The organism is Phytoactinopolyspora alkaliphila (assembly GCF_010550695.1).
Lineage (GTDB): Bacteria > Actinomycetota > Actinomycetes > Jiangellales > Jiangellaceae > Phytoactinopolyspora > Phytoactinopolyspora alkaliphila.
Genome location: NZ_JAAGOB010000017.1, coordinates 13301 through 35927 on the forward strand (window position 1 = coordinate 13301; position 22627 = coordinate 35927).

General features: G+C 68.4%; 19 protein-coding genes. 8 read left to right on the top strand and 11 right to left on the bottom strand.

The annotated features are described in order from the left end of the window. Window positions 1-124 precede the first annotated feature (124 nt). Window positions 125-472: a histidine triad nucleotide-binding protein gene (locus G1H11_RS22945; protein ID WP_163820954.1), complete on the bottom strand. Its 348-nt coding sequence runs from the start codon at window positions 470-472 to the stop codon at window positions 125-127. Window positions 473-659: 187 nt separating this feature from the next. Here G1H11_RS22945 and G1H11_RS22950 point away from each other — a divergent pair, with 187 nt between their 5' ends. Both G1H11_RS22950 and G1H11_RS27285 read left to right on the top strand, forming a co-directional pair. After that, window positions 660-1190, top strand: coding sequence for a SigE family RNA polymerase sigma factor (locus G1H11_RS22950; RefSeq protein ID WP_163820955.1), 531 nt, complete (start codon window positions 660-662; stop codon window positions 1188-1190). A 5-nt stretch (window positions 1191-1195) separates the two neighbouring features. Continuing rightward, a complete protein-coding gene (locus G1H11_RS27285; RefSeq protein ID WP_163820956.1) occupies window positions 1196-2338 on the top strand; it encodes a Gmad2 immunoglobulin-like domain-containing protein in 1143 nt (380 codons plus the stop codon). A 125-nt stretch (window positions 2339-2463) separates the two neighbouring features. On the opposite strand, the gene G1H11_RS22960 is transcribed toward G1H11_RS27285, so the two are convergent. Genes G1H11_RS22960 through hrcA form a run of 3 tightly spaced genes read right to left on the bottom strand, consistent with a single transcriptional unit; the run spans window position 2464 to window position 5370 of the window. Beyond that, window positions 2464-3201 carry a 16S rRNA (uracil(1498)-N(3))-methyltransferase gene (locus G1H11_RS22960; RefSeq protein WP_163821017.1) on the bottom strand — a complete coding sequence of 246 codons (738 nt, stop codon included), beginning with the start codon at window positions 3199-3201 and terminating at the stop codon, window positions 2464-2466. Next, on the bottom strand, window positions 3198-4340 hold the full coding sequence (gene dnaJ, locus G1H11_RS22965) for a molecular chaperone DnaJ (RefSeq protein WP_163820957.1): 1143 nt from the start codon (window positions 4338-4340) through the stop codon (window positions 3198-3200). Before dnaJ ends, G1H11_RS22960 begins: the two co-directional genes overlap by 4 nt. Window positions 4341-4353: 13 nt before the next feature. Continuing rightward, a complete protein-coding gene (gene hrcA, locus G1H11_RS22970) occupies window positions 4354-5370 on the bottom strand; it encodes a heat-inducible transcriptional repressor HrcA (RefSeq protein WP_163821018.1) in 1017 nt (338 codons plus the stop codon). A 447-nt stretch (window positions 5371-5817) separates the two neighbouring features. Between hrcA and G1H11_RS22975 the strand changes: the two genes are divergently transcribed. The 4 genes from G1H11_RS22975 to G1H11_RS22990 are packed head-to-tail and all read left to right on the top strand — an operon-like array spanning window position 5818 to window position 10767. Then, on the top strand, window positions 5818-6672 hold the full coding sequence (locus G1H11_RS22975) for a DUF3097 family protein (protein ID WP_163820958.1): 855 nt from the start codon (window positions 5818-5820) through the stop codon (window positions 6670-6672). Window positions 6673-6693: 21 nt separating this feature from the next. Beyond that, a complete protein-coding gene (locus tag G1H11_RS22980; protein WP_163820959.1) occupies window positions 6694-7539 on the top strand; it encodes an ABC transporter ATP-binding protein in 846 nt (281 codons plus the stop codon). Between the two features lie 38 nt (window positions 7540-7577). Beyond that, complete coding sequence (locus tag G1H11_RS22985) at window positions 7578-8561, top strand: ABC transporter substrate-binding protein (RefSeq protein ID WP_163820960.1); 984 nt, start codon at window positions 7578-7580, stop codon at window positions 8559-8561. Window positions 8562-8589: 28 nt separating this feature from the next. Then, window positions 8590-10767: an iron ABC transporter permease gene (locus G1H11_RS22990; protein WP_163820961.1), complete on the top strand. Its 2178-nt coding sequence runs from the start codon at window positions 8590-8592 to the stop codon at window positions 10765-10767. A gap of 12 nt (window positions 10768-10779) precedes the next feature. Here the strand turns inward: G1H11_RS22990 and hemW are convergent, their stop codons facing one another. The 6 genes from hemW to lepA all read right to left on the bottom strand — a co-directional run bounded on the left by hemW (window position 10780) and on the right by lepA (window position 19744). Then, window positions 10780-12012: a radical SAM family heme chaperone HemW gene (hemW, locus tag G1H11_RS22995; RefSeq protein ID WP_163820962.1), complete on the bottom strand. Its 1233-nt coding sequence runs from the start codon at window positions 12010-12012 to the stop codon at window positions 10780-10782. Window positions 12013-12247: 235 nt separating this feature from the next. Next, the gene (locus G1H11_RS23000) at window positions 12248-14071 is read right to left on the bottom strand and encodes an AMP-dependent synthetase/ligase (protein WP_163820963.1); all 1824 of its coding nucleotides are present in this window, start codon (window positions 14069-14071) and stop codon (window positions 12248-12250) included. An 85-nt stretch (window positions 14072-14156) separates the two neighbouring features. Beyond that, the gene (locus G1H11_RS23005) at window positions 14157-15335 is read right to left on the bottom strand and encodes a glycosyltransferase (protein ID WP_163820964.1); all 1179 of its coding nucleotides are present in this window, start codon (window positions 15333-15335) and stop codon (window positions 14157-14159) included. Between the two features lie 166 nt (window positions 15336-15501). Further along, complete coding sequence (locus G1H11_RS23010; RefSeq protein WP_163820965.1) at window positions 15502-16329, bottom strand: sugar phosphate isomerase/epimerase family protein; 828 nt, start codon at window positions 16327-16329, stop codon at window positions 15502-15504. Between the two features lie 113 nt (window positions 16330-16442). Next, window positions 16443-17600: a Gfo/Idh/MocA family protein gene (locus tag G1H11_RS23015; protein ID WP_343074909.1), complete on the bottom strand. Its 1158-nt coding sequence runs from the start codon at window positions 17598-17600 to the stop codon at window positions 16443-16445. Window positions 17601-17860: 260 nt separating this feature from the next. Then, window positions 17861-19744, bottom strand: coding sequence for a translation elongation factor 4 (gene lepA, locus G1H11_RS23020; protein ID WP_343074910.1), 1884 nt, complete (start codon window positions 19742-19744; stop codon window positions 17861-17863). A 215-nt stretch (window positions 19745-19959) separates the two neighbouring features. Between lepA and G1H11_RS27290 the strand changes: the two genes are divergently transcribed. Both G1H11_RS27290 and rpsT read left to right on the top strand, forming a co-directional pair. Next, window positions 19960-21435, top strand: a complete 1476-nt coding sequence (locus tag G1H11_RS27290) for a peptidase C39 family protein (RefSeq protein WP_216844059.1) — start codon at window positions 19960-19962, stop codon at window positions 21433-21435. A 181-nt stretch (window positions 21436-21616) separates the two neighbouring features. Continuing rightward, the gene (rpsT, locus tag G1H11_RS23030) at window positions 21617-21880 is read left to right on the top strand and encodes a 30S ribosomal protein S20 (RefSeq protein WP_163820968.1); all 264 of its coding nucleotides are present in this window, start codon (window positions 21617-21619) and stop codon (window positions 21878-21880) included. Between the two features lie 80 nt (window positions 21881-21960). Here the strand turns inward: rpsT and G1H11_RS23035 are convergent, their stop codons facing one another. Then, window positions 21961-22626, bottom strand: coding sequence for an HAD family hydrolase (locus G1H11_RS23035; RefSeq protein WP_163820969.1), 666 nt, complete (start codon window positions 22624-22626; stop codon window positions 21961-21963). Window position 22627: the final 1 nt, after the last annotated feature.

Genomic DNA, 22627 nt, shown 5'->3' on the forward strand with positions numbered 1-22627 from the left:
GTCGACGCAGACACCATGGTACCCAGGAACGCGCGAAACCAGCAGGGTATTTCCATCGTGCCGTGCAGGCGTGAGGAGACTGTGCTTCACCGGTGTGGTCTGCGCGTAGGTGGATCCGCACGTGTCAGCCGGGCGGCCACGACAGCGCACGCCCGCCGAGCACGTGGAGATGCGCGTGGAAGACCGACTGGCCCGCTTCCGCGCCGGTGTTGAAGACCAGCCGGAACGCCTCGATGCCGTCCTGCTCGGCCACGGCTGCCCCCGCACTGATCACCTCGGCCATGGCCAGCGGATCGCCTGCGGCCAGCGCCGGGGCGTCCTGGTAGTGCTCCTTGGGCACCACCAGCACGTGCGTCGGGGCCTGCGGCGAGACGTCCCGGAACGCCAGCGTGCGCTCCGACTCGCGGACCACCGACGCCGGGACCTCACCCGCCACGATCTTGCAGAACAGGCAGTCGACTTGGCTACTCATCCGTGCATCGTAGAACCCCGGACGGCTGTTCCGCGATCATCACCCTCCCGCCGGGCGGACGAGTTCGCACGACGAGGACCCGCCCCGGGCACCGATCCGCCACCGTTGCCAGGGAATGCCGATCAGCTTGTGCCTGGGATGGGGAGCGTGTAAACCGATCATGCCTGCAACGCGTCGGTAGGAGTATGTGGTGGAAGACAGCACGCGTGACGCCGAAGGCGCACAGGACGCGGATTCGGCGATCACCGAACTCTACGCAGCGCACTATGCCGGGCTGGTCAGGCTGGCGGCTCTGCTGATGCGTGACGAGTCCGTCGCCGAGGAGATCGTCCAGGACGCCTTCGTCGCGCTGCACCGCCGATGGCGCCGCCTCAAGGATCCACAGAAGGCGGCCGGCTACCTGCGCACGTCAGTGGTTCATGGGACCCGCTCCATGCAACGACGACGCCAGGTGGCCAAGCGGCACCCGCAGGATCTTCCACCGGACGAGCCCAGCGCGGAGCAGACCGCCTTGACGGCCGAAGTGGGCAACGCCGTCGTCGACGCGCTGCGGGAACTCCCGGCACGGCAGCGCGAGGCTCTCGTCCTGCGCTACTACGGAGGCCTGTCGGAGTCGGAGATAGCCAGCGCAATGAAGATCAGCAACGGGGCCGTGAAAAGCCACGCGTCGCGCGGAATGGCCGCGCTGCGGCCCGTACTCGAATCGTGGAGGAGGTGAACGCCGTGAACGAGAGATGGTCCTCCGAGGAGGAGAAGCTGCAAGCGGCGCTTCACGCCGCAGCCCAGAATGTGTCCCCCGGCCCCGACGGACTCGCCCGCATCCGGCGCCGCACAGCCGAATCGCCCTGGTGGCGCAACCCGGTCTTCTACGGCGTGGCGGCCGGCGTCGCCACCGCCGCGGCGGCCGTCGTCATCGCCGTCAACACCCTGGGTACGGGCGCCGACGACCTGTCGGTGAGCCCGGCCGACTCGCCGACCAGCAGCCAGACCAGCGTGCCCTCACAGGAGCCGACAACCGGGCCGGTCGATCCGACCGATGCTGATCCCACCCGCGACCCGGACGACGACCCGGGTGATGACCCGGAATCTGAGCCCATTGATCCCGCCGAGGAGCCGGACGAGACCGAACCGCCCGCGACAGCCGAGCGCATGGCGCTGCCGGTCTACTTCACGGTGGACGGCCAGGTGAACCGCGAATGGCAGAGCGTCACCGGTACCGATCCCCTACTGGCCGCCGCCGACGCGTCGCTCAACGGCACGTCGTTCGATCCGCGCTACGAGAGCCTCTGGTCCCCGGTCGAGGTGATCTCGGCCGAGGTGGTGGACGGCGTCATCGAGGTGGATCTGCGCTCGCCGGTGGAGCTCGACGCGGATCCGGAGCTGGCCGATGAAGCTGTCCAGCAGCTCGTCTACACCGTGACGGCGACGGCCGCGATGCCGCTGGTTCCGGAGGTCGACGGCGCCGTGCCCGTGCGGATCCTGGTGGATGGCGCACCGGCGGATGATCTGTTCGGCAGCGTCGACGTGAGCGAGCCGGTCACTCGTGCCGATCAGATCGACGTGCGCTACCTGATCGACATCGACAGCCCAGCATACGGAGCGGACGTCAGCAGCCCGGTGACGGTCTCCGGGGTGGCCGCCGTCTTCGAGGGGAACGCGCTGTGGGAGCTGCGCCGGGACGGCGAGGTGGTCGACTCCGGCATCACGCAGACGGAGGAAGCGTTCACGTTCTCGCCGTTCAGCATCGAGCTCGGCGACCTCGAACCAGGCACCTACGAGATCACCGTCATGGAGGACGACGTGTCCGACGGCGAAGGCCCCGAGCCACGCTTCGAGACCAAGGAGTTCACCGTCGTCGCCCCCTGAACCCGCTTTTATGGGCCCCCGCTAAATGATCATGTAAACCATGTTTTCTCGTGCTTCACCAGGTCTGCAGCCCTGGTGAAGCACGAGAAAACATGGTTTACATGATCATTCGGAACCGGGGCGATCTAGGGCCAGCGCGGCGTGCGGGACAGCAGGACACCGGCGGCCACGGTCCCCGCCGTGGACGTCCGCAGCACCGTGGGACCCAGCCGCGCGGCCACCGCACCGGCCGACGTGAAGCTCTCCAGTTCCTCCGGCGAGACGCCCCCTTCGGGGCCGACAGCAACGACGACGTCCCCGGCAGCGGGAAGCTCGACCGAGGTCAGAGGCACGGACGCCTCCTCGTGCAGGACGACCCCGAGCGCCGCCGTCTCGAAGCGCGCCGCCACCGCATCGGATGACGCCAGCTCGCCGACGCGGGGCAGCCATGCCCGCCGCGACTGCTTCGCCGCCTCGCGCGACGTCGATCGCCAGCGGCGCAGCGCCTTCTCGCCACGCTCACCCTTCCAGCGCGTGACACACCGAGCGGCCGACCACGGCACGATCTCGTCGACACCGACCTCGGTGAGGGTCTCCACCGCCGTCTCGCCTCGCTCGCCCTTCGGCAGCGCCTGAACGACGACGATCCGAGGCGCTGGGGGCGCGACGTCGGCCCTGGACTCGACGTCGCACGTGATCCCCGTACGGTCGGCCGCCGACACGACACACTGGGCAACGTGCCCGGCACCGTCGGTGAGGTCCACCCGCTCGCCCACACCGATCCTGCGCACCACGGCCGCATGCCGGCCCTCGTCGCCGTCGAGCCGCACCCGGTCTCCGGCCCGCAGGGCCTCGGGGTCGGCGATGAAGACCGGGACGCTCAGCTCAGGCCGTCCTTGAATGCCTCCCGGATACGGCTGAACAGGTTGCCCTGCTGCGCTACCGTGCCGGGACCCGCAACGTACTCCTCGCCGCGGAGCTTGGCCAGCTCCCGCAGCAGTTCCTCCTGCCGGGCGTCGAGCTTGGTGGGTGTCTGCACCTCGATGTGGACGAAGAGATCACCTCGACCGGTGCCGCGCAACCGCGGCACTCCCCGCGCTGCCAGGCGAATCCGTTCACCGTGCTGAGCACCCGGCCGGACCTCGATGATCTCCTTACCGTCCAGCGTCTCCAGCTCGACGTTGGTGCCGAGCGCAGCCGCCGTCATCGGCAGCTTCAGGGTGCAGTGCAGATTGTCGTCCTCGCGGGTGAACACCGGGTGCGCAGTGATGGCGATCTCGACGTAAAGGTCACCCGCCGGCCCCCCGCCGGGACCGACCTCACCGTGCCCGGCCAGCTGGATTCGCGTGCCGCTGTCGACGCCGGCCGGGATCTTGATCGTCAGCGTGCGGCGGCTGCGCACCCGCCCGTCGCCCCCGCACTCCACGCACGGGTTCGGGTTGACCGAGCCGAATCCCTGGCATTGCGGGCACGGGCGGCTGGTCATGACCTGGCCCATGAACGAGCGCTGCACCTGCTTGATCTCACCCTGGCCACCACAGGTGTCACAGGTGGCAAGCTGCGCACCCGCGGACGTCCCTGCACCAGAACACACGGTACATACCACCGCGGTGTCGACCTGCAGCTCCTTGGTGGCGCCGAAGACCGCCTCGGCGAGATCGACCTTCAGCCGGACCAGGGCGTCCTGACCGCGGCGGACCCGGCTGCGCGGGCCGCGGGTGGCCGTCCCACCAAAGAACGCGTCCATGATGTCGGTGAACGAGAAGCCGGGACCGAACCCGCCGCCCGCTCCTCCGCCGGCTGCCAGCGGATCGCCGCCGAGGTCGTACATCTCCCGCTTCTTCGGGTCGGCGAGGACCTCGTAGGCGCCGGTGACCTGCTTGAAGCGTTCCTGCGTCTCCGGGTCCGGATTGACGTCGGGATGCAGCTGTCGCGCGAGCTTGCGATACGCCTTCTTGATCTCGTCCGTCGAGGCATCCCTGGATACGCCAAGAACCTCGTAGTAATCAGTGGTCGGCACCATCTATCCCCATGCTCTAGTTCGCATCAAGTATTTGACTGACATAACGTGCAACAGCGCCGACGGCGGCCATCGTTCCCGGATAGTCCATCCGGGTTGGGCCGAGTACACCCAAGCTTCCCAGCGCCTGATCGCCTGGGCCGTAGGCCGTAGTGACGATCGACGTGGCGGACAGCCCCGAGGTCGCGTTCTCCTGTCCGATCCGGACGGTCACCGGCGAAGCGTGCGACGCCTGGCCGAGCAGGCGCAGCAAGACGACGTGCTCCTCCAGGGCGGACAGCAGCGGCTCGAGTTCGGTGTCGAACTCGTGCCCGTATCGGGCCAGGTTGGCGGTCCCGGCGACGGCGACCCGCTCCTCGCCTCGTTCGACGAGCGACTCCAGCAACGTCACGGCGACTCCCGACACGACGTGCCGGTCCTCGTGCGCGAACTGCGACGGCAGGTCGACCACCTTGCTCGCCACGGAGGCGAAGTCCAGTCCGGCCACCAGCGCGTTGAGGCGGGCTCGGAGGTCGCCCAGCAAGGAGTCCTCCGGTTCCGCGGGAAGCTCGACGACACGCTGCTCGACACGCCCGGTGTCGGTGATGAGCACCACGAGCAGGCGAGCTTGTCCCAGGCCGACGAGCTCCACGTGCCGAACCGTTGACCGGGTGAGCGACGGATACTGCACCACGGCCGCTTGCCGCGTGAGCTGAGCGAGCAGCCGCACCGTGCGGGAGATCACATCGTCGAGATCGACCGCGCCCTCCAGGAACGACCTGATGGCCCGGCGCTCGGCCGCCGAGAGCGGCTTCACCTTCGAGAGCCGGTCCACGAAAAGCCGGTAGCCCTTGTCCGTAGGCACCCGACCGGCACTCGTGTGTGGCTGAGTGATGTACCCCTCGTCCTCGAGGGTGGCCATGTCGTTGCGGATGGTCGCCGACGAAACGCCCAACTGATGCCGGTCTACCAGCGCTTTCGACCCCACCGGCTCCTGCGTGGCGACGTAGTCCTCGACGATGGCTCGGAGTACCTCCAGCTTGCGGTCATCGATCGGCACGTGGCACCTCCCAGGAAATCGCCAAGAGTCAGACTGGCACTCAAACCTGCCAAGTGCCAATTCTACCGGCGTTGTCTACGAACCCGTGTCTTCCGAAGGCGGCTTCACGATCGGTGTGGGAACAGCTGTGGTGATTCCCGCCGCTCAGGGCGGGTGTTTCTCACTCGGCTCGCCACACGACCACGCCGGAGAAGCGTCGGCCGGCCAGAATTCACACGGCGATCACCACGATGACCATAAGCTTCCACGCGGCACCATGGCGACCACAAGCTTCCACGCGGCCGGCGCGCCACCGCTGCACGCGTCTACCTCCCCCACCTACCGACCGTCCAACTCGCAGGCCAGGCACCCATCCACCGGCCGGGCAGCCGTATTCGCCACGTCCGCGCCACCTCGACACGGTGCGGGCCTGGCACGTCGGCGCGTAGTAGCGTCACTCGGGTGCGGAAGTTCTCTGATCGTTATGGGCGCGACGTCCTGCAGAACTCGCCCCATCCTCAGCGGCCCAAGAGCGTGGAGACGGCGGCGGTGCCGGGACTCGTCGTCGAAGATGTTCAGACCGGGTTCTGTGGCGCTGTGGTCGACTGCGACAAGCACGGCGTCACCCTCGAGGACCGGCACGGGGCTCGCCGGGCTTTCCCCTTGGGCGCTGGTTTCTGGGTCGACGGCAAGCCCGTCGCGCTGGTGCGTCCCGCCCAGGCCGCTCCGGTGAAGCCGTCCCGCACCGCGTCGGGTTCCCGCACGGTCGACGGTCACCGGGCACGCGTGGCCCGGGAGAGCCGGATCTACGTCGAGGGCAAGCACGACGCCGAGCTCGTGGAGAGGATCTGGGGCGACGATCTGCGGGTGGAGGGGGTCGTCGTCGAAGGGCTCGGCGGCGCGGACGATCTCGCCGACATCATCCGGGAGTTCTCCCCCGGCCCCGGCCGCAGGCTCGGAGTCCTGCTCGACCACCTGGTGGACGGGTCGAAGGAGACGCGCATCGCGCAGCAGGCCCGGTCCGGCGCTGGCACGGGTGCGCAGCACGTGCTGATCGTGGGGCACCCCTACGTCGACGTCTGGCAGGCGGTCCGGCCGTCGGTCCTCGGCATTGAAGCCTGGCCGGACGTTCCCCGTGGCGTGCCGTGGAAAGAAGGGGTCCTGGAGGCGATCGGCTGGAGCGAGGAACCGCCCGCGGCGTGGCGGCGCATTCTCGCCTCCGTGCGCACATACACCGACCTCGAGCCGGCGTTCCTGGGCCGCGTCGAGGAGCTCATCGACTTCGTCACACAGCCAGGAGTTGACCAAGCGCACTAAGGTGAGGCTATCCTGGCCTCCATGGCGACGACCATACATCCGCTCGCGGAGCCGATCACCGCAGGACTACGCGGTGTGAACCTCTGCCTCGGCTATCACGGCACTCCCGTGGTGGCAGAGGCATCGATCAGGCTTCTGAGCGGGCAGGTCACCGCTCTGCTGGGTCCCAACGGCAGTGGCAAGTCTACCGTGTTGCGTGCTCTCGCCCGTCTGCATCGACCGGAGAGCGGGCAGGTCCTCCTCGACGACGACTCCTCCGCACTCGACCTGACGGCCAAGGAGTTCGCCCAGCGGGTCACGCTGCTGGCGCAGAGCCGCCCCACGCCCAACGGCGTGTGCGTCCGTGACGTCGTCGAGTACGGCCGGCATCCGCACCGCGGCCGCTGGCGGCGAGAAGACCCGGACGGAGCCGCTGCGATCGAATGGGCGATGGGTGTCACCGGCGTCGGCGGGATGGCGCACCGCGGCGTCGACGAGCTCTCCGGCGGGGAACTGCAGCGGGTGTGGCTGGCGACGTGCCTGGCCCAGCGCACCGATGTCCTCCTGCTCGACGAGCCCACCACGTTCCTGGATCTGCGCTATCAGATCGAGATCCTCGACCTGATCCGTGACCTCGCCGACGAGCACGGCGTGGCCGTGGGTGTGGTCCTGCACGACCTCAACCAGGCTGCCTCCGTCGCCGATCACATCGCCCTGCTCCACCACGGCGAGGTCCGGGCCGCCGGGACGCCCGGCGACGTCCTCCAGGCTCCGTTGCTGAGCGAGGTCTACGGCCTGCGGATCGACGTCCAGCCCGACCCTGACACCGGACACCTGCACACGCGGCCCGTCGGCAAGCACACTCACCGGCTACGCGACATCGCCTAGCCGGCTCCGTCACCCAACTCACCCTCGAGGAATCACCTATGCGACTCCGCCACGCGATCATGCCTGCCCTCGCGGCCGCCATGCTGGCCCTCAGTGCCTGCGGCAGCTCGGAGGAGCCCGCGGACGACGACGAGACCACTCCCCAGGCGCAAGCCTCCGAGCCCATCACCGTCACCGACGCCCGCGGTGAGGAGGTCACACTCGACGCCCCCGCGGAGAACGTCGTCGCACTCGAATGGGCCGAGACCGAGGCTCTGGTCACCCTCGGCGTGATGCCGTCCGGTGTCGCCGACGTCGACGGCTACTCCACGTGGGTGGGCGCCTCGGCCCCGCTGGGCGACGACGTCACCGACGTCGGCACCCGCCAGGAGCCCAGCGTCGACTCCATCGTCGCGCTCGATCCGGATCTGGTGATCATGGAGGACCGGGGCAACCCGGTGGCCGAGCAGCTCGAGGAGTACGTCCCGGTGATCGTGATCCAGGGAGCCGACGCGTCCCGGAACATCGAGCAGATGAAGGAGAACTTCACCACCATCGCCACTGCCGTGGGCAAGGAGGCCGAGGCCGAGCAGGTGCTCAGCGACTTCGACGCGGCACTGGACGACGGCCGGCAGCAGATCGCCGACGCCGGACACGAGGGCGAGAAGTTCCTCATGGCCGACGGCTGGATGGAGGGCAGCGCAGTCTCGATCCGGATGTTCGGCGAAGGCTCCCTGGTCTCCGACCTGGGTGAGGAGTTGGGCCTGGAGAACGCCTGGACCGAGGGGGTCGACGCGGAATGGGGGCTCGGCCAGACCGACGTCGAAGGCCTCGCCGACCTACCTGACCTGCACTTCTTCTACAGCGCGTCGGACGCCGACGACGTCTTCGCCGACGGCCTGTCCGGGAACGCCATTTGGGAGAGTTTGCCGTTCGTCGAGAGCGGCCAGATCCACAAGCTCGCGCCCGGCACCTGGACCTTCGGCGGTCCCGCCTCGTGCATGTTCATCGTCGAGCAGTTCGTCGACGCGCTGACCGCGTGACCCAGCGGGCCTATTCCGGAGGTGGGTTATGCGCAGGGGATCAGCTCCGACTCCCCACACGGGGTCCCGCAAGGAGCGCGGTAGCCCAGCACCGTCGTCGGATCTGCGCATAACCCACGACGCCGGTCCGCCGTCCTCGGCCGGCGCGCCGGAGCCGGTGCTCACCGGCCCGGTGCGCCGGCTTCGGGTGGCGACACTGCTCACCAGCGGCGTAGTGGCGTGCGTGCTGCTCGCCGCCGTGCACGTCACTCAGGGCACCGCCGCGGTGAACGCGTTCGACGTGCTGGGCCTGCTGTTCGGCAGCGACGACCAGGCTGCCGCGAACATCCTGACGGCTTCGCGTCTCCCGCGCGTGCTGGCCGGGCTGACGGTGGGCTTCGCCCTCGGTATCGCCGGAGCGCTGCTCCAGTCCCTGGCGCGCAACTCGCTCGCCTCGCCGGACACGCTCGCTGTCAACGCCGGCGCCCACTTCGCCGTTGTTCTCGCGGCCGTCATCGGCCTGGCCTTACCGACACTCTTCGCCGGAGCGCTGGCCACGATCGGCGGTCTCACCGCGGTGGGGCTGGTGCTCGTGCTCTCCGCGGGCGGCGCGTCAGGGCCGACCCGGCTGATTCTGGCGGGCTCGGCGACGACGCTGGCGCTGCACGCACTCACCATGGTCCTGCTCCTGCTCTTCGAGCAGGAGACCACAGGCCTGTTCGCCTGGGGCAGCGGATCGCTGGTCCAGTCGAATCTCGACGCCGTACGCCAGATGAGTCTGGTGATCGTCGTCGCGGCGGCCGCGGCGATCGCGATCGGGCATCGGCTCGACATCCTCGCCCTGGGCGACGACACCGCAGCGACCCTCGGCGTCGCGGTCCGGCGCACCCGTCTCACGGTGACGCTGCTGGCCGTCGTCCTCGCCGCGGCCGCGGTCACGATCGCCGGCCCCATCGGCTTCGTCGGGCTGTGCGCACCCGCGATCGTCCGCCTGCTCGCCCCACGCGTCCCGGGGCTATTCCGGCACCGCGTCCTTCTGCCCGCTTCGGGCCTGGCCGGGATCGTCATCGTGCTGGGCGCCGACGTGCTCGTCCGGGCGGTCGTCAATGCGCAGGCCGGCGTCGACATTCCCACCGGCGTGGTCACGACCGTCTTCGGTGCCGCCGTCCTCGTCACACTTGCCCGGAGACAGCGGGACTCCGGCCCCACCCGCCGCCCTCCGGCCGCCCGGACAGGGCAGTCCCGCTCACGGCGTCGTTTCTGGCTGGTTCTCGCGTCCTGCGTGGCGGTGCTGAGCGCGGCCTCGGTGGCGGCCCTGCTGCTCGGCGACACCGTCCTGCTCACCGGCGACGTCGTCAACTGGATCAACGGCGAGTCCGGCCGCGCGATCACCTTCGTGCTCGATGCCCGCTTCCCCCGTGTCGCCGCGGCGCTCCTTGCCGGTGCGGCGCTCGCCCTCTCCGGAGTCGCGGTCCAGGCGGTGTGCCGCAACCCACTGGCCGAGCCCGGACTGCTGGGCATCACCGCAGGCGCTGGGATCGGTGCCGTCTCGCTGCTGACCTTCGTCCCCACCGCGGGCGTGCTGATGCTGTCGTCCGTCGCAGGAGCGGCGGCTCTGCTCACCTTCGGTCTCGTCTACGCGCTGGCCTGGCGCGGGGGGCTGAACTCGGACCGGCTCGTCCTGATCGGCATCGGCGTATGGTCCGGTGGCTCGGCGATCATCACCTTCATCATCGTGTACTCCGACCCGTGGAATGTCGCCAAGGCTCTGACCTGGATGTCGGGCTCCACCTACGGCAGAACGCTCCCACAGGTGATGCCGCTGGTCATCGCGCTGGCTGTACTGATTCCCGTGGTGGTGCTCGCCCGCCGGGAACTGGACCTGCTCTCACTCGACGACGACACGCCTCGGGTACTCGGTGTCCGTCTCGAGGGCACCCGGCTGGTGATCCTGGTTGGTGCCGCCCTGCTCGCCTCGACCGCGGTGTCCGCCGTCGGGGTGATCGGCTTCGTCGGGCTCGTCGCGCCACATGCCGCACGTGCCCTGGTCGGCGCGCGCCATGCCCGGGTGATCCCGGTCGCATTGCTGCTCGGGGCGATCCTGGTCAGCCTTGCCGACACCATCGGCCGCACCGTCATCTCGCCCGCGCAGATTCCCGCGGGGCTGCTCACCGCCATGGTCGGCACGCCCTATTTCGTGTGGCTCCTCTGGCGTTCCCGGGCATGACGCAGGGCTCGGTCAGCCCAGCAGGTTCCGCACCACGGCGTCGGCGAGCAGCCTCCCCCGGCGAGTAAGCGTGACGCGGCCCTGCGACCAGGCCGTGGGCTCGGCCAAAACCTCGTCGACGGCCTCGCGGGCCGCGCGCCGGCCGTCGTCGTCGAGCACGGCGACATCGAGCCCCTCGGCCAGCCGGACTTCGAGCAAGACCCGCTCGACCCGCCGCGTCTCGGCGTCCAGGACCTCTCGCGCGTGCGCTGGACTACGGGAGTCAGCCAGCCTGCCGGCCCACGCCGCTGGATGCTTGACGTTCCACCACCGGGTCCCGCCAACGTGGCTGTGCGCGCCCGGCCCGACGCCCCACCAGTCGGCGCCGGTCCAGTACAGCCGATTGTGGGCGCAGCGAGCGGCGTCGGACGTCGCCCAGTTGGACACCTCGTACCAGGAGAAGCCCGCCGCGCCGAGGGTGTCGTCGGCGAGTTCGTACTTGTCGGCCAGGTCGTCGTCGTCGGGCCGGGGCAGTTCTCCCCGCTCGATGCGAGCCGCCAGCCGGGTGCCCTCCTCCACGATCAGCGCATAGGCGCTGACGTGGTCCGGGCCGGCCTGGACGGCCGAGTCGAGGCTGATCCGCCAGTCGTCGAGGCTCTCCCCTGGCGTGCCATATATGAGGTCGAGGCTGACATGCTCGAAGCCCGCCTCTTTCGCCTCGGCGACCACCTGCTCCGAGCGGCCGGGTGTGTGCTCCCTGTCCAGAACTTTCAGTACGTGCGGGCGCGCGCTTTGCATGCCGATCGACAGCCGGGTGAATCCCGCCTCGCGGAGGGCGACCAGACCGTCGGGCGATACCGTCTCGGGGTTCGCCTCGGTGGTGACCTCGGCGCCTGCTTCCAGGCCGAACTCGTTGTCGATCGCCTTCAGCACGCGGCCGAGGTCGGCGGGGGGCAACAGCGTAGGTGTGCCGCCGCCGACGAACACCGTGGAGACGGGGATGTCGGCGTCACCCAGCACCCTGCGGGCCAGCCGCAATTCCGCGACAGCGCCATCGGCCCACGTCGCTCGGGAAGCACCGGGAGCAGTCCCGAGTTCGTCGGCCGTGTACGTGTTGAAGTCGCAGTATCCGCACCGGGTGGTGCAGAACGGCACATGGAGGTAGACGCCGAAGGGCCGGTGCTGGCCCCCCACCGTGACCAGCGACGACGATGGCAGCGAGCCGTCGATTGGAGGCGGGTCGCCGTCGGGAAGAGTCGAGGGCACAGCTCATTGTCCCCCATGAGACGTCGTCGGGGGTCGGGCGGGAATCCTATGACGATCAGATGACCGACCGCGGGCTACGGCGGCGGTTGCGTCACCTGATCCGTTTACGTCCGGATCGTGAGACCAGATCGGACGACGACGCGTCCCCCTGTTACGCAGTTCGGTCACCTGATCGTTTCCACGCCGGTGATCAGACGGCACTTCGATGATCAGGTGACCAACAGCAGGAACAAGCTCACGTGTACATGCGGTCCAGGACGTCCATGTAGCGCTTCTCGACCGACTTGCGCTTGACCTTCATGCTCGGCGTCATATCGCCGCTCTCGATGGTGAGGTCGTTCGGCAGGATCTCGAACTTCTTGATCGTCTCCCACCGGTCCAGGCGCGCGTTGAGCTCGTCGACATGTCCTTGGACGAGTTCGCGGACCCTCGGTGAGCGAGTCAGCTCCTCGTAGGACATGCTGCCGAGATCGTGATGCTTGGCCCATTCCGTGATCGCGTCGGGATCCAAGGTGATCAGCGCCGTGCAGTAGTTCCGGCCGTCGCCGTGAACGACGATCTGGCTCGACTGCGGGCTGACCGCCTTGAAGATCACCTCGATCTTCTGCGGCGCCACGTACTTACCGCCGGAGGTCTTGATGAAGTCTTTCTTCCGGTCGGTGATGCGCAGATAGCCGTTGTCCAGCTCGCCGATGTCACCGGTGTGGTACCAGCCGTCCTCGTCAAGCGTCTCCGCGGTGAGGTCCGGCAGGTTGTGGTAGCCACGCATGACCGCTGGCCCGCGGGTCAGGACCTCGCCGTCATCGGCGATCGTCACCTCGGTACCGGGAAGTGGCGGCCCGACCGTGCCGAAGCGGCAGTCCTGCGGCAGATTGACGAAGATGGCCGCGCTGGTCTCGGTGAGTCCGTACCCCTCGAGGATGGTCATCCCGGCGGCGTGGAACCACTCCGCGACGTCCTGGGACAGTTTGGCCGAGCCGCTGATGAAGAAGCGGATGCGGCCACCGAGCCGATTCTTGATCTTGGAGAACACCAGCCGGTCCGCGAGGCCGTGCTGGAACGCGAGCAGTGGTCCGGGCTTCTTGCCGGCCTGCTCCAGCGCCGACACTTTGAAGCCGACCCCGAACGCCCAGTCGAAGATCTTCTTCTTCGCGCCGCCTTCTTCCTCGACGCCCATGATGACCTTGGCGCGCACCTTCTCGAAGATTCTCGGCGCACCGGCCATGAAGGTGGGCTTGACGACGCCGAGGTTCTCCACGATCCGGTCGAGGTTGCCGTCGACAGCGGTGGCGAAGCCGGCCCGCAGCTGGATGGCCTCCAGCGTCTTACCGAACACGTGGGACAGCGGCAGCCACAAGTACTGGAGGTCGTTGATGTTCAAGATGTCCAGCGCGTCTGCGGCCACGCCCTCATACACCCAGTTGTCGTTGACCAGGCGCACCCCTTTCGGCCGGCCGGTGGTTCCGGACGTGTACACCAAGGTGGCCAGCGTCTCCGGTCCCACGGGCTCGAGCGCGTCGTCCACCGCTGTGGGCTTCTCCTCGAGCAACTCCCGGCCTAGCTCCTCCAGCCGGGCCAGCGTGATGACGAAGTCGCCGTCGCCGTCGCCGTCGAACACCACCACCTTGGTCAGCTCAGCGAGCTGGGACCGGTGCTCCAGGATCTTCTTGACCTGCTCGTCGTCCTCGGCAAAGGCGACCTTGACGCCGGCGTCGGACAGGATGTACGCGACATCCTCGAGATTGGTGGACGGATAGACCGTGGTGGTGGCCGCGCCGATGGAGTTGATCGCGAGGTCGGAAAGGATCCATTCCACGCGCGTCGACGCGGCAATGGACACCCGGTCCTCGGCTTCAACACCGAGGGCCAGCAGTCCGGCGCCGATCTTCCAGACACGGTCCTTGGTCTGCCGCCAGGTGAGCGACGTCCAACCCGAACCGTCGGGATATCGATACGCCTCCCGATCAGGTGTCGACTCCACTCGGTCGAGGAACATCCGGCCGATGGACGGCGGACGGTCCTTGACGAGTTCTGCGGACTCCGTTGTGCCGGCGGTCATGCGTCCTCCAAGGCCACCAGGGATGGCCAGATCGTCTTCGGCCCGGTGGTGGAACCTTACGATGCCATCGCGTCCCAAGAACAGTCTATGTCGCCGACTTGTAGCCAATTCGCCCGGAACTCGTGAACCTACTCGAACGCGTGTCCCCCCGAGACAGGGATTCGCGCCCGTGGATCCGCAGCATCTCCGCGACAGTCGAAGACCAGGAGAACTGTTCCGCCCGGATCCGGGCCGCGGCGCGCGCCGCCCCACCTTCGCGGATCACCCCGATCACCGCCTCCGCCATCCGCGCCGGATCGGCGGGCGCGGTCCGCCCGGCACCGTCTCGAATCAGCTCCGGCAGGGCGCCTGACGAGCTGGCGACGACGGGCGTCCCACTGGCCAGCGCCTCCAGAGCCGCCAGCCCGAACGTCTCGTACGGACCAGGAGCGACGACGACGTCCGCACTGGCGAGGATGGTGGCCAACCGGTCACGGTCGGAGACGAAACCGGCCATCGTGACGGGGCGGCCCTGCGCCTGCTCGTCCACAAGGTCGCGCACCGAGCCGTCCCCGCACACCACCAAGCGGGCGTTCACCTCCCGGCGCAGGAGCTCGTCGACCATCGGTATCAGCAGGTCGGGACGCTTCTCCGGGGACAACCGGACAGCCGCCACGATCACCACGTCGGCACCCCTGGCCAGCTCGTCGCGCACCACCGGATCCCGTCGGGACGGGTGGAAGGCGTCCAGGTCGATGCCCAGCGGCACCTGGACGAGGTTCCGGGCGCCGATCCGGACGAACTCCCCCGCCGCCCAGCTGGTGGTGCAGACGACGCTGTCGAACGACGACGCCAGCCGGCGGTTCAAGCGATCGGCCAGACGCCTGGTCGGCACGGCCCGGCCCAGGTGGAAGCGGAGAAGAGCGTCGATGCGTTCGTGCGAGAAGACCACGGAGCCCACTCCGCGATCACGGGCCCACGGGCCGATCCTGGCCAGCGTGAACCGGTCGGACACCTCGACGCGGTCGGGAGCGACGGCGGCCAGGACGTCCTCCACCGCGTTCCACCGGGTGATGACGCGGTACCCGCCGGTGAGCGGCATCTCGGGCGCGGCGATCTCGATACGGCGGCCGTACGGCTCGGCCACGGTGGCGTTCTCCGGGCCGGGGACCAGCATCACCACCTCGTGTCCGGCCTCGGCATAACCGCCGGCGAGATGGGTCAGCATGGTCTTGATGCCGCCGGAGTGCGGGGCGACGAAGTTCGCGGCCTGCAGAATGCGCACACCCCTACGGTCGCGCGGCCAACCGAGTTACTCGCGACAACGGCGTGAAGGCCCGGTGAACAACGCGCCCACGTCTCGACTCGGCACATGCCAGGCTTTGTGGTCGTGTTTTCCGGCCAGCCGGCGCTAGTTCACTGCCACAAACCCTGGCATGGGGTTGTGGCGGTCAGCGGTAATCGATGCCCTGATCCTCGAGGATGGCCGTGAACGCGTGGGTGGCCTTGGCGAACAGATCCGGCCCACTGAACCCGCCGAACTGCCCGACCGCCGACAGGTGCGGCTCCATGGAGAAGAAGCCGTCGAAGCCGTCCTCCCGCAGCGCGGCAACGGTCGCCGTCACTTCGCCGTCGCCCTCGCCGGCGGGAACCACCGTGCCGTCGGCGAGCTTGGCGTCCTTGATCTGGATGTAGTCGACGTAGGGCCGCAACATCTGGTACCCCTCCGTGTGCGGGCGTACGCCGCACTGCACGAAGTTCGCGGCGTCCCACGCCAGTCTCAGCTGCGGGGAGCCGACCGATTCGACGATGTCGAGGCACCGCGACGGGATGTCGCCGTAGATCTCCTTCTCGTTCTCGTGCAGAAGCGTCACCGGGTGACCCTGAGCCCGCTTCGCCAGCGCGGACATGCGCCTCAACACCTCGTCGCGGTACGCGTCCGGAGTGTCGTTCTCCGGGACGAAGAACGAGAAGATCCGGACGAACGGAGCTTCCAGGAACTCGGCGACGTGCAGGGCACGCTCGAACCGGGCGAGGTGCGCGTCGAACGCGTCTCGGATGCCGATCTTGCCGATGGGCGAGCCGATCGACGACGTCCGGATGCCGTGTGTGGCCAACGTCATCGCCACCGCCTTGAGCTGGTCGTCGTCGAGATCGAGCACATTGGTATCCCAGGCGCTGCGGAACTCGATGTGGCCGATGCCCAGCTCGTTCAGCACGCGGCACTGCTCGTCCAGGTCGGGCGAGATCTCGTCGGCGAAGCCCGACAGTGTCCACATATTCACAGACTCCTTCGTGCGGTGATGGTGCGATGATCGGCAGCGAGTGAAGGTGACCGAGCAGGGAGGATTACCCCGGACGTGGCATCAGTGCCCCCACGAGCATGCCGGGATCAGCGGCCCGGGCCGAGCGTGACCGGCTTGCCGCTTCTGGCGGACTCGTACACGCCCAGCACGAGTTCCAGCGCCCTGCGCCCATCGGCGGTGGTGACGGCCGGCGCGCGGCCGGTCTGCACCGCGTCCACGAAGTCCGCGTACTGGGCCGGATGGTTCATGCCGCCCGGGTCTGGTTCCCCCGCGGCCCGGCGCCGGCTGCGCAGTGCCGCCGCCTCCCGCTCGTATCGCGCTCGCCAGTCGTCGACGCCGCCCCCGAACGCCGGTTCGGCCGAGCGCCCGGGGTCGACGAGCGTACTGCCGTCCGCGGCGTTCGGGTCGGCCAGCGTGAAGGTGCCGAGTTCGTTGCCGTCGAGCACCGCGATACCGCCGTCGCCGTGCACGGACAGCCGCAGCGGTAGGCCAGGGTTGGCCGAGGTCGTGGCGCTCAGGGTCGCGATGGCGCCGCTCTCGAAGCGCACCACCGCGGCGACGGTGTCCTCCACCGCCAAGCCGTCATGGGCGAGAGTGTCGGCATAGGCCGTGACCTCCACCGGCGTGCCCAGCATCCACAGCAGCATGTCGGCTTGGTGCACGCCCTGGTTCATCAGGGCACCGCCGCCGTCCATGGACCAGGTGCCCCGCCACCCGGCCGACGCGTAGTACTGCTGCGAGCGCCACCACGTGCATTCGGCGGTTCCGGATGTGATCTTGCCGAGAGCGCCCTCGTGCACGGCTCGGTGAATGAACTCCGAGGCGGGTTCGAACCGACGCTGGCTGATGGTCGTGACGACCTTGCCGGTGCTGCGTTCCGCCTCGATGATCCGGTCCGCCGCTTCGAGCGTGATGTCCAGAGGCTTCTCGACGACGACGTGCTTTCCGGCCTCGAGAGCCGCGACCGCGATCTCTGCGTGCAGGCCGCTGGGCACGCACACCGCAACGGAATCGACGTCGTCGCGACCGAGCAGGGCGTCCAGCGTCTCCTCGGCGGCGCACCCCTCGCGTGCGGCGAACGCCTTGGTCTTCGCACGTTCGATGTCATAGGCAGCGACCAGCGACGACGACTCACCCAGCGAGCGGACGGCCACTGCATGAGCCGTCGAGATTACGCCACATCCGATGATTCCCCAACGCATTTTCCACATCCTCCGCCCACGGGCACGCTGCTTCCCGTTCATGCCCTCACATCCCGTGGACGGCTGGCAAGCGGTTGCCAACAGTTGCCGCGGGAGACCGGTTTCTACGAGTGCGCGACTCTACCTCGCGGTGGATCAGATGACGTAGTCGGCCGCAGACCGGGGTTTCGGTCACCTGATCACCAAGCGTCCACGCTCTGAGACGCGATCAGCTGACACAACCCGGCTCACACCGCAGTGTCAGTCACCTGATCATCACCGCGGAAGCGATCAGACGACATATCGACGATCAGGTGACGAAGTCACTTCTTGGCGGGGGCCTTGCCGCCGCCGGCGTCGGAGGAGAGCGCCGCGATGAAGGCCTCCTGCGGCACCTCCACCCGGCCGACCATCTTCATCCGCTTCTTGCCTTCCTTCTGCCGCTCCAGCAGCTTGCGCTTCCGGGTGATGTCACCGCCGTAGCACTTGGCCAGCACGTCCTTGCGGATGGCCCGGATGTTCTCACGGGCGATCACGCGCGCGCCGATGGCCGCCTGGATCGGGACCTCGAACTGCTGCCGCGGGATCAGCTCCTTCAGCTTCGAGGCCATCGCGACGCCGTACGTGTAGGCCTTCTCCTTGTGGACGATGGCGCTGAACGCGTCGACAGGTTCGCCGTGCAGCAGGATGTCGACCTTGACCAGGTCGGCCTCGGCCTGTTCGGTGGTCTCGTAGTCGAGGCTCGCATAGCCGCGGGTGCGTGACTTGAGCGCGTCGAAGAAGTCGAAGACGATCTCCGCCAGTGGCAGCGTGTATCGCAACTCCACCCGGTCTTCGGACAGGTAGTCCATGCCGAGCAGCGCGCCGCGACGCGCCTGGCACAGCTCCATGATGGCGCCGACGAACTCGCTCGGCGCCAGCAGCGTGGCACGCACCATCGGCTCGCGCACGGAGGCGATCTTGCCGGTGGGAAACTCGCTGGGGTTGGTGACGATAATGGTGTCGGACCCGTCCACAGCGTCGTCTAGGGTCACCTCGTACACGACGTTCGGCGCCGTCGAGATGAGGTCGAGCCCGAACTCGCGCTCGAGCCGTTCCCGGACGATCTCCAGGTGCAGCAGGCCCAGGAACCCGCAGCGGAACCCGAACCCCAGAGCGCCGGACGTCTCCGGCTCGTAGACCAGCGCGGCGTCGTTGAGCTTGAGCTTGTCCAGCGCCTCCCGCAGATCCGGATAGTCGGAGCCGTCCAGCGGGTACAGCCCGGAGAACACCATCGGCTTCGGCTCGCGGTAACCCTCGAGTGCCTTGACGGCCGGCTTCGCGGCGTCGGTGACGGTGTCGCCGACCTTCGACTGCCGCACATCCTTCACGCCGGTGATCAGGTACCCCACCTCACCCACGCCGAGGCCCTGGCTGGGGTTCATCTCCGGTGAGATGACGCCGATCTCGAGCAGCTCGTGCGTAGCTTTCGTCGAGATCATCACGATCCGCTGACGCGGCGTCAGCCGGCCGTCGATCACCCGGATATACGTGACCACACCCCGGTAGGAGTCGTAGACGCTGTCGAAGATCATCGCCCGGGCGGGCGCGCCGGCATCTCCTACGGGCGGCGGCACGTCGGCGACGACGCGCTGGAGCAGCTCCTGTACGCCTTCACCCGTCTTGCCGCTGACCCGCAGCACGTCGCCCGGCTCGCAGCCGATGAGGTTGGCCAGTTCTTCGGCGTACTTCTCCGGCTGTGCCGCCGGCAGGTCGATCTTGTTCAGGACCGGGATGACCTGGAGGTCGTTCTCCATCGCCATGTACAGATTTGCCAGTGTCTGCGCCTCGATGCCCTGCGCGGCGTCGACCAGCAGAACCGCGCCCTCACAGGCGGCGAGGCTGCGACTGACCTCGTAGGAGAAGTCCACGTGACCGGGCGTGTCGATCAGGTTCAGCACATGAGTCCGGCCGGCTTGCGGGCCATCCGTGGGCGTGTACGGCAGCCGCACGGCCTGGCTCTTGATGGTGATGCCACGCTCGCGCTCGATGTCCATCCGGTCGAGGTACTGGGCACGCATGGCGCGGTCATCGACGACGCCGGTGATCTGCAACATCCGATCCGCCAGCGTCGACTTGCCGTGGTCGATGTGGGCGATGATGCAGAAATTGCGGATCAGCTCGGGCGGGGTCGCCGCCGGGGCGGGGGCGTCTGGAATCCGTGGCACGCAGTGTCCTAGGGGTTTCTTACCGGTAGGTCGGTCGCCCCCTATCATCCCATGAACCATGGCGCCGGCGTATTCGCCGCCACGGCTCCCGATCCGCACCCGGGAGGGCCACGGCGGCGGGACGGCACGCCCCGCGCACGTCGAGCCCGTCCCTGGTCCCGCACGTTGACTTGAATCCGGTCGGCCAACGAGCCATAGTGGTCGATTGGAGGCTGGTGAGGAAAGATCCCGCCTCGTTGTCCGCGGAGTTTTCCGCGTTCGGTGAGAACAAGGGAGTGGGTGTGGCTCGCCCAAGGCTCAGGTGGCCCGTCCGCGCGACGCTGACAGGCTTGTCCGTGGCGATGCTCCTGCTACTGGGAATCGCCCCGGCGGGTGCGGCCTCCACCGCCGACAACGACGCTCGCGGGGGCACCGGCACGGCGCACGGCACCGGCGCCCACATCGACTTCACCAGCTGGCAAGGTCCGGCAGACTGGAACTCCGGCGCCGCAACCGGCCTCACCGTCCTTCCCGGACGTCACACCGGCATGATCATGACCCACCGTGCGGGCACCAGGGACGTCACCGACGCGGCCGGTGAGACCGCCTCCTGGGAGTACGCCACCTGGACCTCGCCGGTGGCCGAGCTGGACTTCGGTGCCACGGAGCTGGTGGCTTCGTGGGCGGCTTCCACGCCCGGGCGCTCCTGGGTGTCCGTAGAGGTGCAGGGACATTACACCGACGGCACCACCACGCCCTGGTACGTTCTCGGTCAGTGGTCCGACGACGACGCCGTCCCGCGGAGCAGCGTCGAGGGCCAAACGGACGGCCGCAGCGAGATCCTGACCGACACGCTGGTCGTCACCGCCCCGGGCACCGGGGATTCCACCGCGGACACCGACGACGCCGCAGACGCGGACGACTCTCGGCTGACTGGGTACCGGCTACGCGCCACCACCTACCGGCAACCAGGAAGCCTGGTCATGCCGCGCGTGTGGATGATCGGGGCCATGGCGTCGCGGGTGCCCGCCCGCACGGAGGTCGAACCCAGCGCGGGCGGCATCGCGTGGGGCGAGCAACTGGCCGTGCCGCAACGCTCCAAGAACATTCATCCCGCCGAGTTGGAGGAGTTCGGAGGCGGGCCGGACTGGTCCAGCCCAGCGGCCGTCACTATGGTCCTGGAGTACTTCGGCGTGGTGCCGGCACGCGCCGACATGGCGTGGATCGAGCCCGGCTACACCGATCCGCAGGTGGCACACGCCGCGAAGATGACGTGGGACCACGCCTTCCGCGGTACCGGCAACTGGTCGTTCAACACCGCCTACGCGTCGTCCTTCCCCGAGCTGGAGGCGTTCGTGACGCGCCTGCATTCGCTCGACGACGTCGAACGCCTCATCGATGCCGGCATACCGGTGGTGACGTCCCAGTCGTTCCGCGAAGGGGAGCTCGACGGCGCCGGCTACGCGACATCCGGGCACCTGATGGTCGTCACGGGCTTCACCGAGAACGGCGACGTGATCGTCAACGATCCCGCAGCGCGCTCCAATGTTTCGGTGCGCCGCGTCTACGACCGGGAGCAGTTCGAGAAGGTCTGGCTGCGCACCGTCCGGCCGCTCGCCGACGGCGAGCTGGGGTCCGGCTCCGGCGGTGTCGTCTACATCATCAAGCCGCACCACCTGGACCTTCCGGACGTCGAACGTGCGACGTGGTAGGCCACGGCACGAGTTGGCCGGGAAGCCCGCGTCCTGCTAGGATCGTCGCTTGTGTGTCCGCCCAGGTCGTGGACGCACCGGTCTTCTTCAAGCCGCCCACGCCGGTTCCCCACCGTTGTGTGTCCCGAGGATGGCCGAACGCCCTCTAGACCTATCCGATCGACGTAAAGGCTTACGTTTCGTGGCGAATATCAAGTCCCAGAAGAAGCGCATTCTCACCAACGAGAAGGCGCGGCAGCGCAACAAGGCGGTCCGCTCGTCGCTGAAGACGGCCGTCCGGCAGTTCAAGGAGGCCGCCGACTCCGGCGACAAGGACGCCGCGGTGGCAGCCGCCCGCGAGGCGAGCCGCAAGCTTGACAAGGCGGCGTCCAAGGGCGTCATTCACAAGAACCAGGCGGCCAACCGCAAGTCGTCCATCGCGAAGAAGGCGGCGGCTCTGCAGTAGGCGCAAGCCTCACGATCGCATCTCGGCTGGCTACGAACGGCGCTGTTCCTCATTCGGGGGGCGGCGCCGTTCGCATGTGCTCACCCGGTTCCGCTCGCCGGCCGCTCCCCCACGATCGCCATGATCGCCTCAGCGCAATGACCGGCCGTGCCGGTCGGGGCGAAGTCCAGCTCAGCCGGCCAGGTCCGGCCATGGTGCAGCCAGACGCTGGGAATACCGGCATTGCAGGCACCGGCGATGTCGGAATGGGGGTTGTCCCCCACCATCCACCCGCGCGTCAGCGGCTGGCCGGCCCGCTCCGCAGCTTCCTGGAAGATCACCGGGTCCGGCTTCCATACGCCCGCCGCCTCGGACACGACCCAGGCGTCGACCACGCGATCCAGGCCACTGGCCCGGATCTTGCGCTCCTGGGTATCGACTGCTCCGTTCGTCACAATCACGGTTGACCAGCCGCGCTCCCGGGCCGTCGTCAACGACGTCCACACCGTGGCATCAATCTCCAGGCCACCGCGCAGGGCTTCACCGAGTGCAACCGACACGTCATCGACCGACGACGCCACGGGATAGCGCTCCTTCAGCTGCCGGGCCATCTCGTCGTGCTCGATCTTCGCGCCCGCGTCCATATCGAGCAGCCGGCCGAGATCGGGCGGCGAGATCTCGGCACCGAAGAACCGGCGCGCCCACCTCCGGACAACTGCGGACCTGTCCAAGACGGTGTCGTCGAGGTCGAGCAGGAGCAGGCTCACC

Bases quoted from the DNA above. Each gene is read 5' to 3' on its own strand.
- G1H11_RS22945 (WP_163820954.1), bottom strand. From the start codon at position 472: ATGAGTAGCCAAGTCGACTGCCTGTTCTGCAAGATCGTGGCGGGTGAG.
- dnaJ (WP_163820957.1), bottom strand. From the start codon at position 4,340: ATGGTGCCGACCACTGATTACTACGAGGTTCTTGGCGTATCCAGGGAT.
- G1H11_RS22980 (WP_163820959.1), top strand. From the start codon at position 6,694: ATGGCGACGACCATACATCCGCTCGCGGAGCCGATCACCGCAGGACTA.
- G1H11_RS22985 (WP_163820960.1), top strand. From the start codon at position 7,578: ATGCGACTCCGCCACGCGATCATGCCTGCCCTCGCGGCCGCCATGCTG.
- G1H11_RS22990 (WP_163820961.1), top strand. From the start codon at position 8,590: ATGCGCAGGGGATCAGCTCCGACTCCCCACACGGGGTCCCGCAAGGAG.
- G1H11_RS23000 (WP_163820963.1), bottom strand. From the start codon at position 14,071: ATGACCGCCGGCACAACGGAGTCCGCAGAACTCGTCAAGGACCGTCCG.
- G1H11_RS23010 (WP_163820965.1), bottom strand. From the start codon at position 16,329: ATGTGGACACTGTCGGGCTTCGCCGACGAGATCTCGCCCGACCTGGAC.
- G1H11_RS23015 (WP_343074909.1), bottom strand. From the start codon at position 17,600: ATGAACGGGAAGCAGCGTGCCCGTGGGCGGAGGATGTGGAAAATGCGT.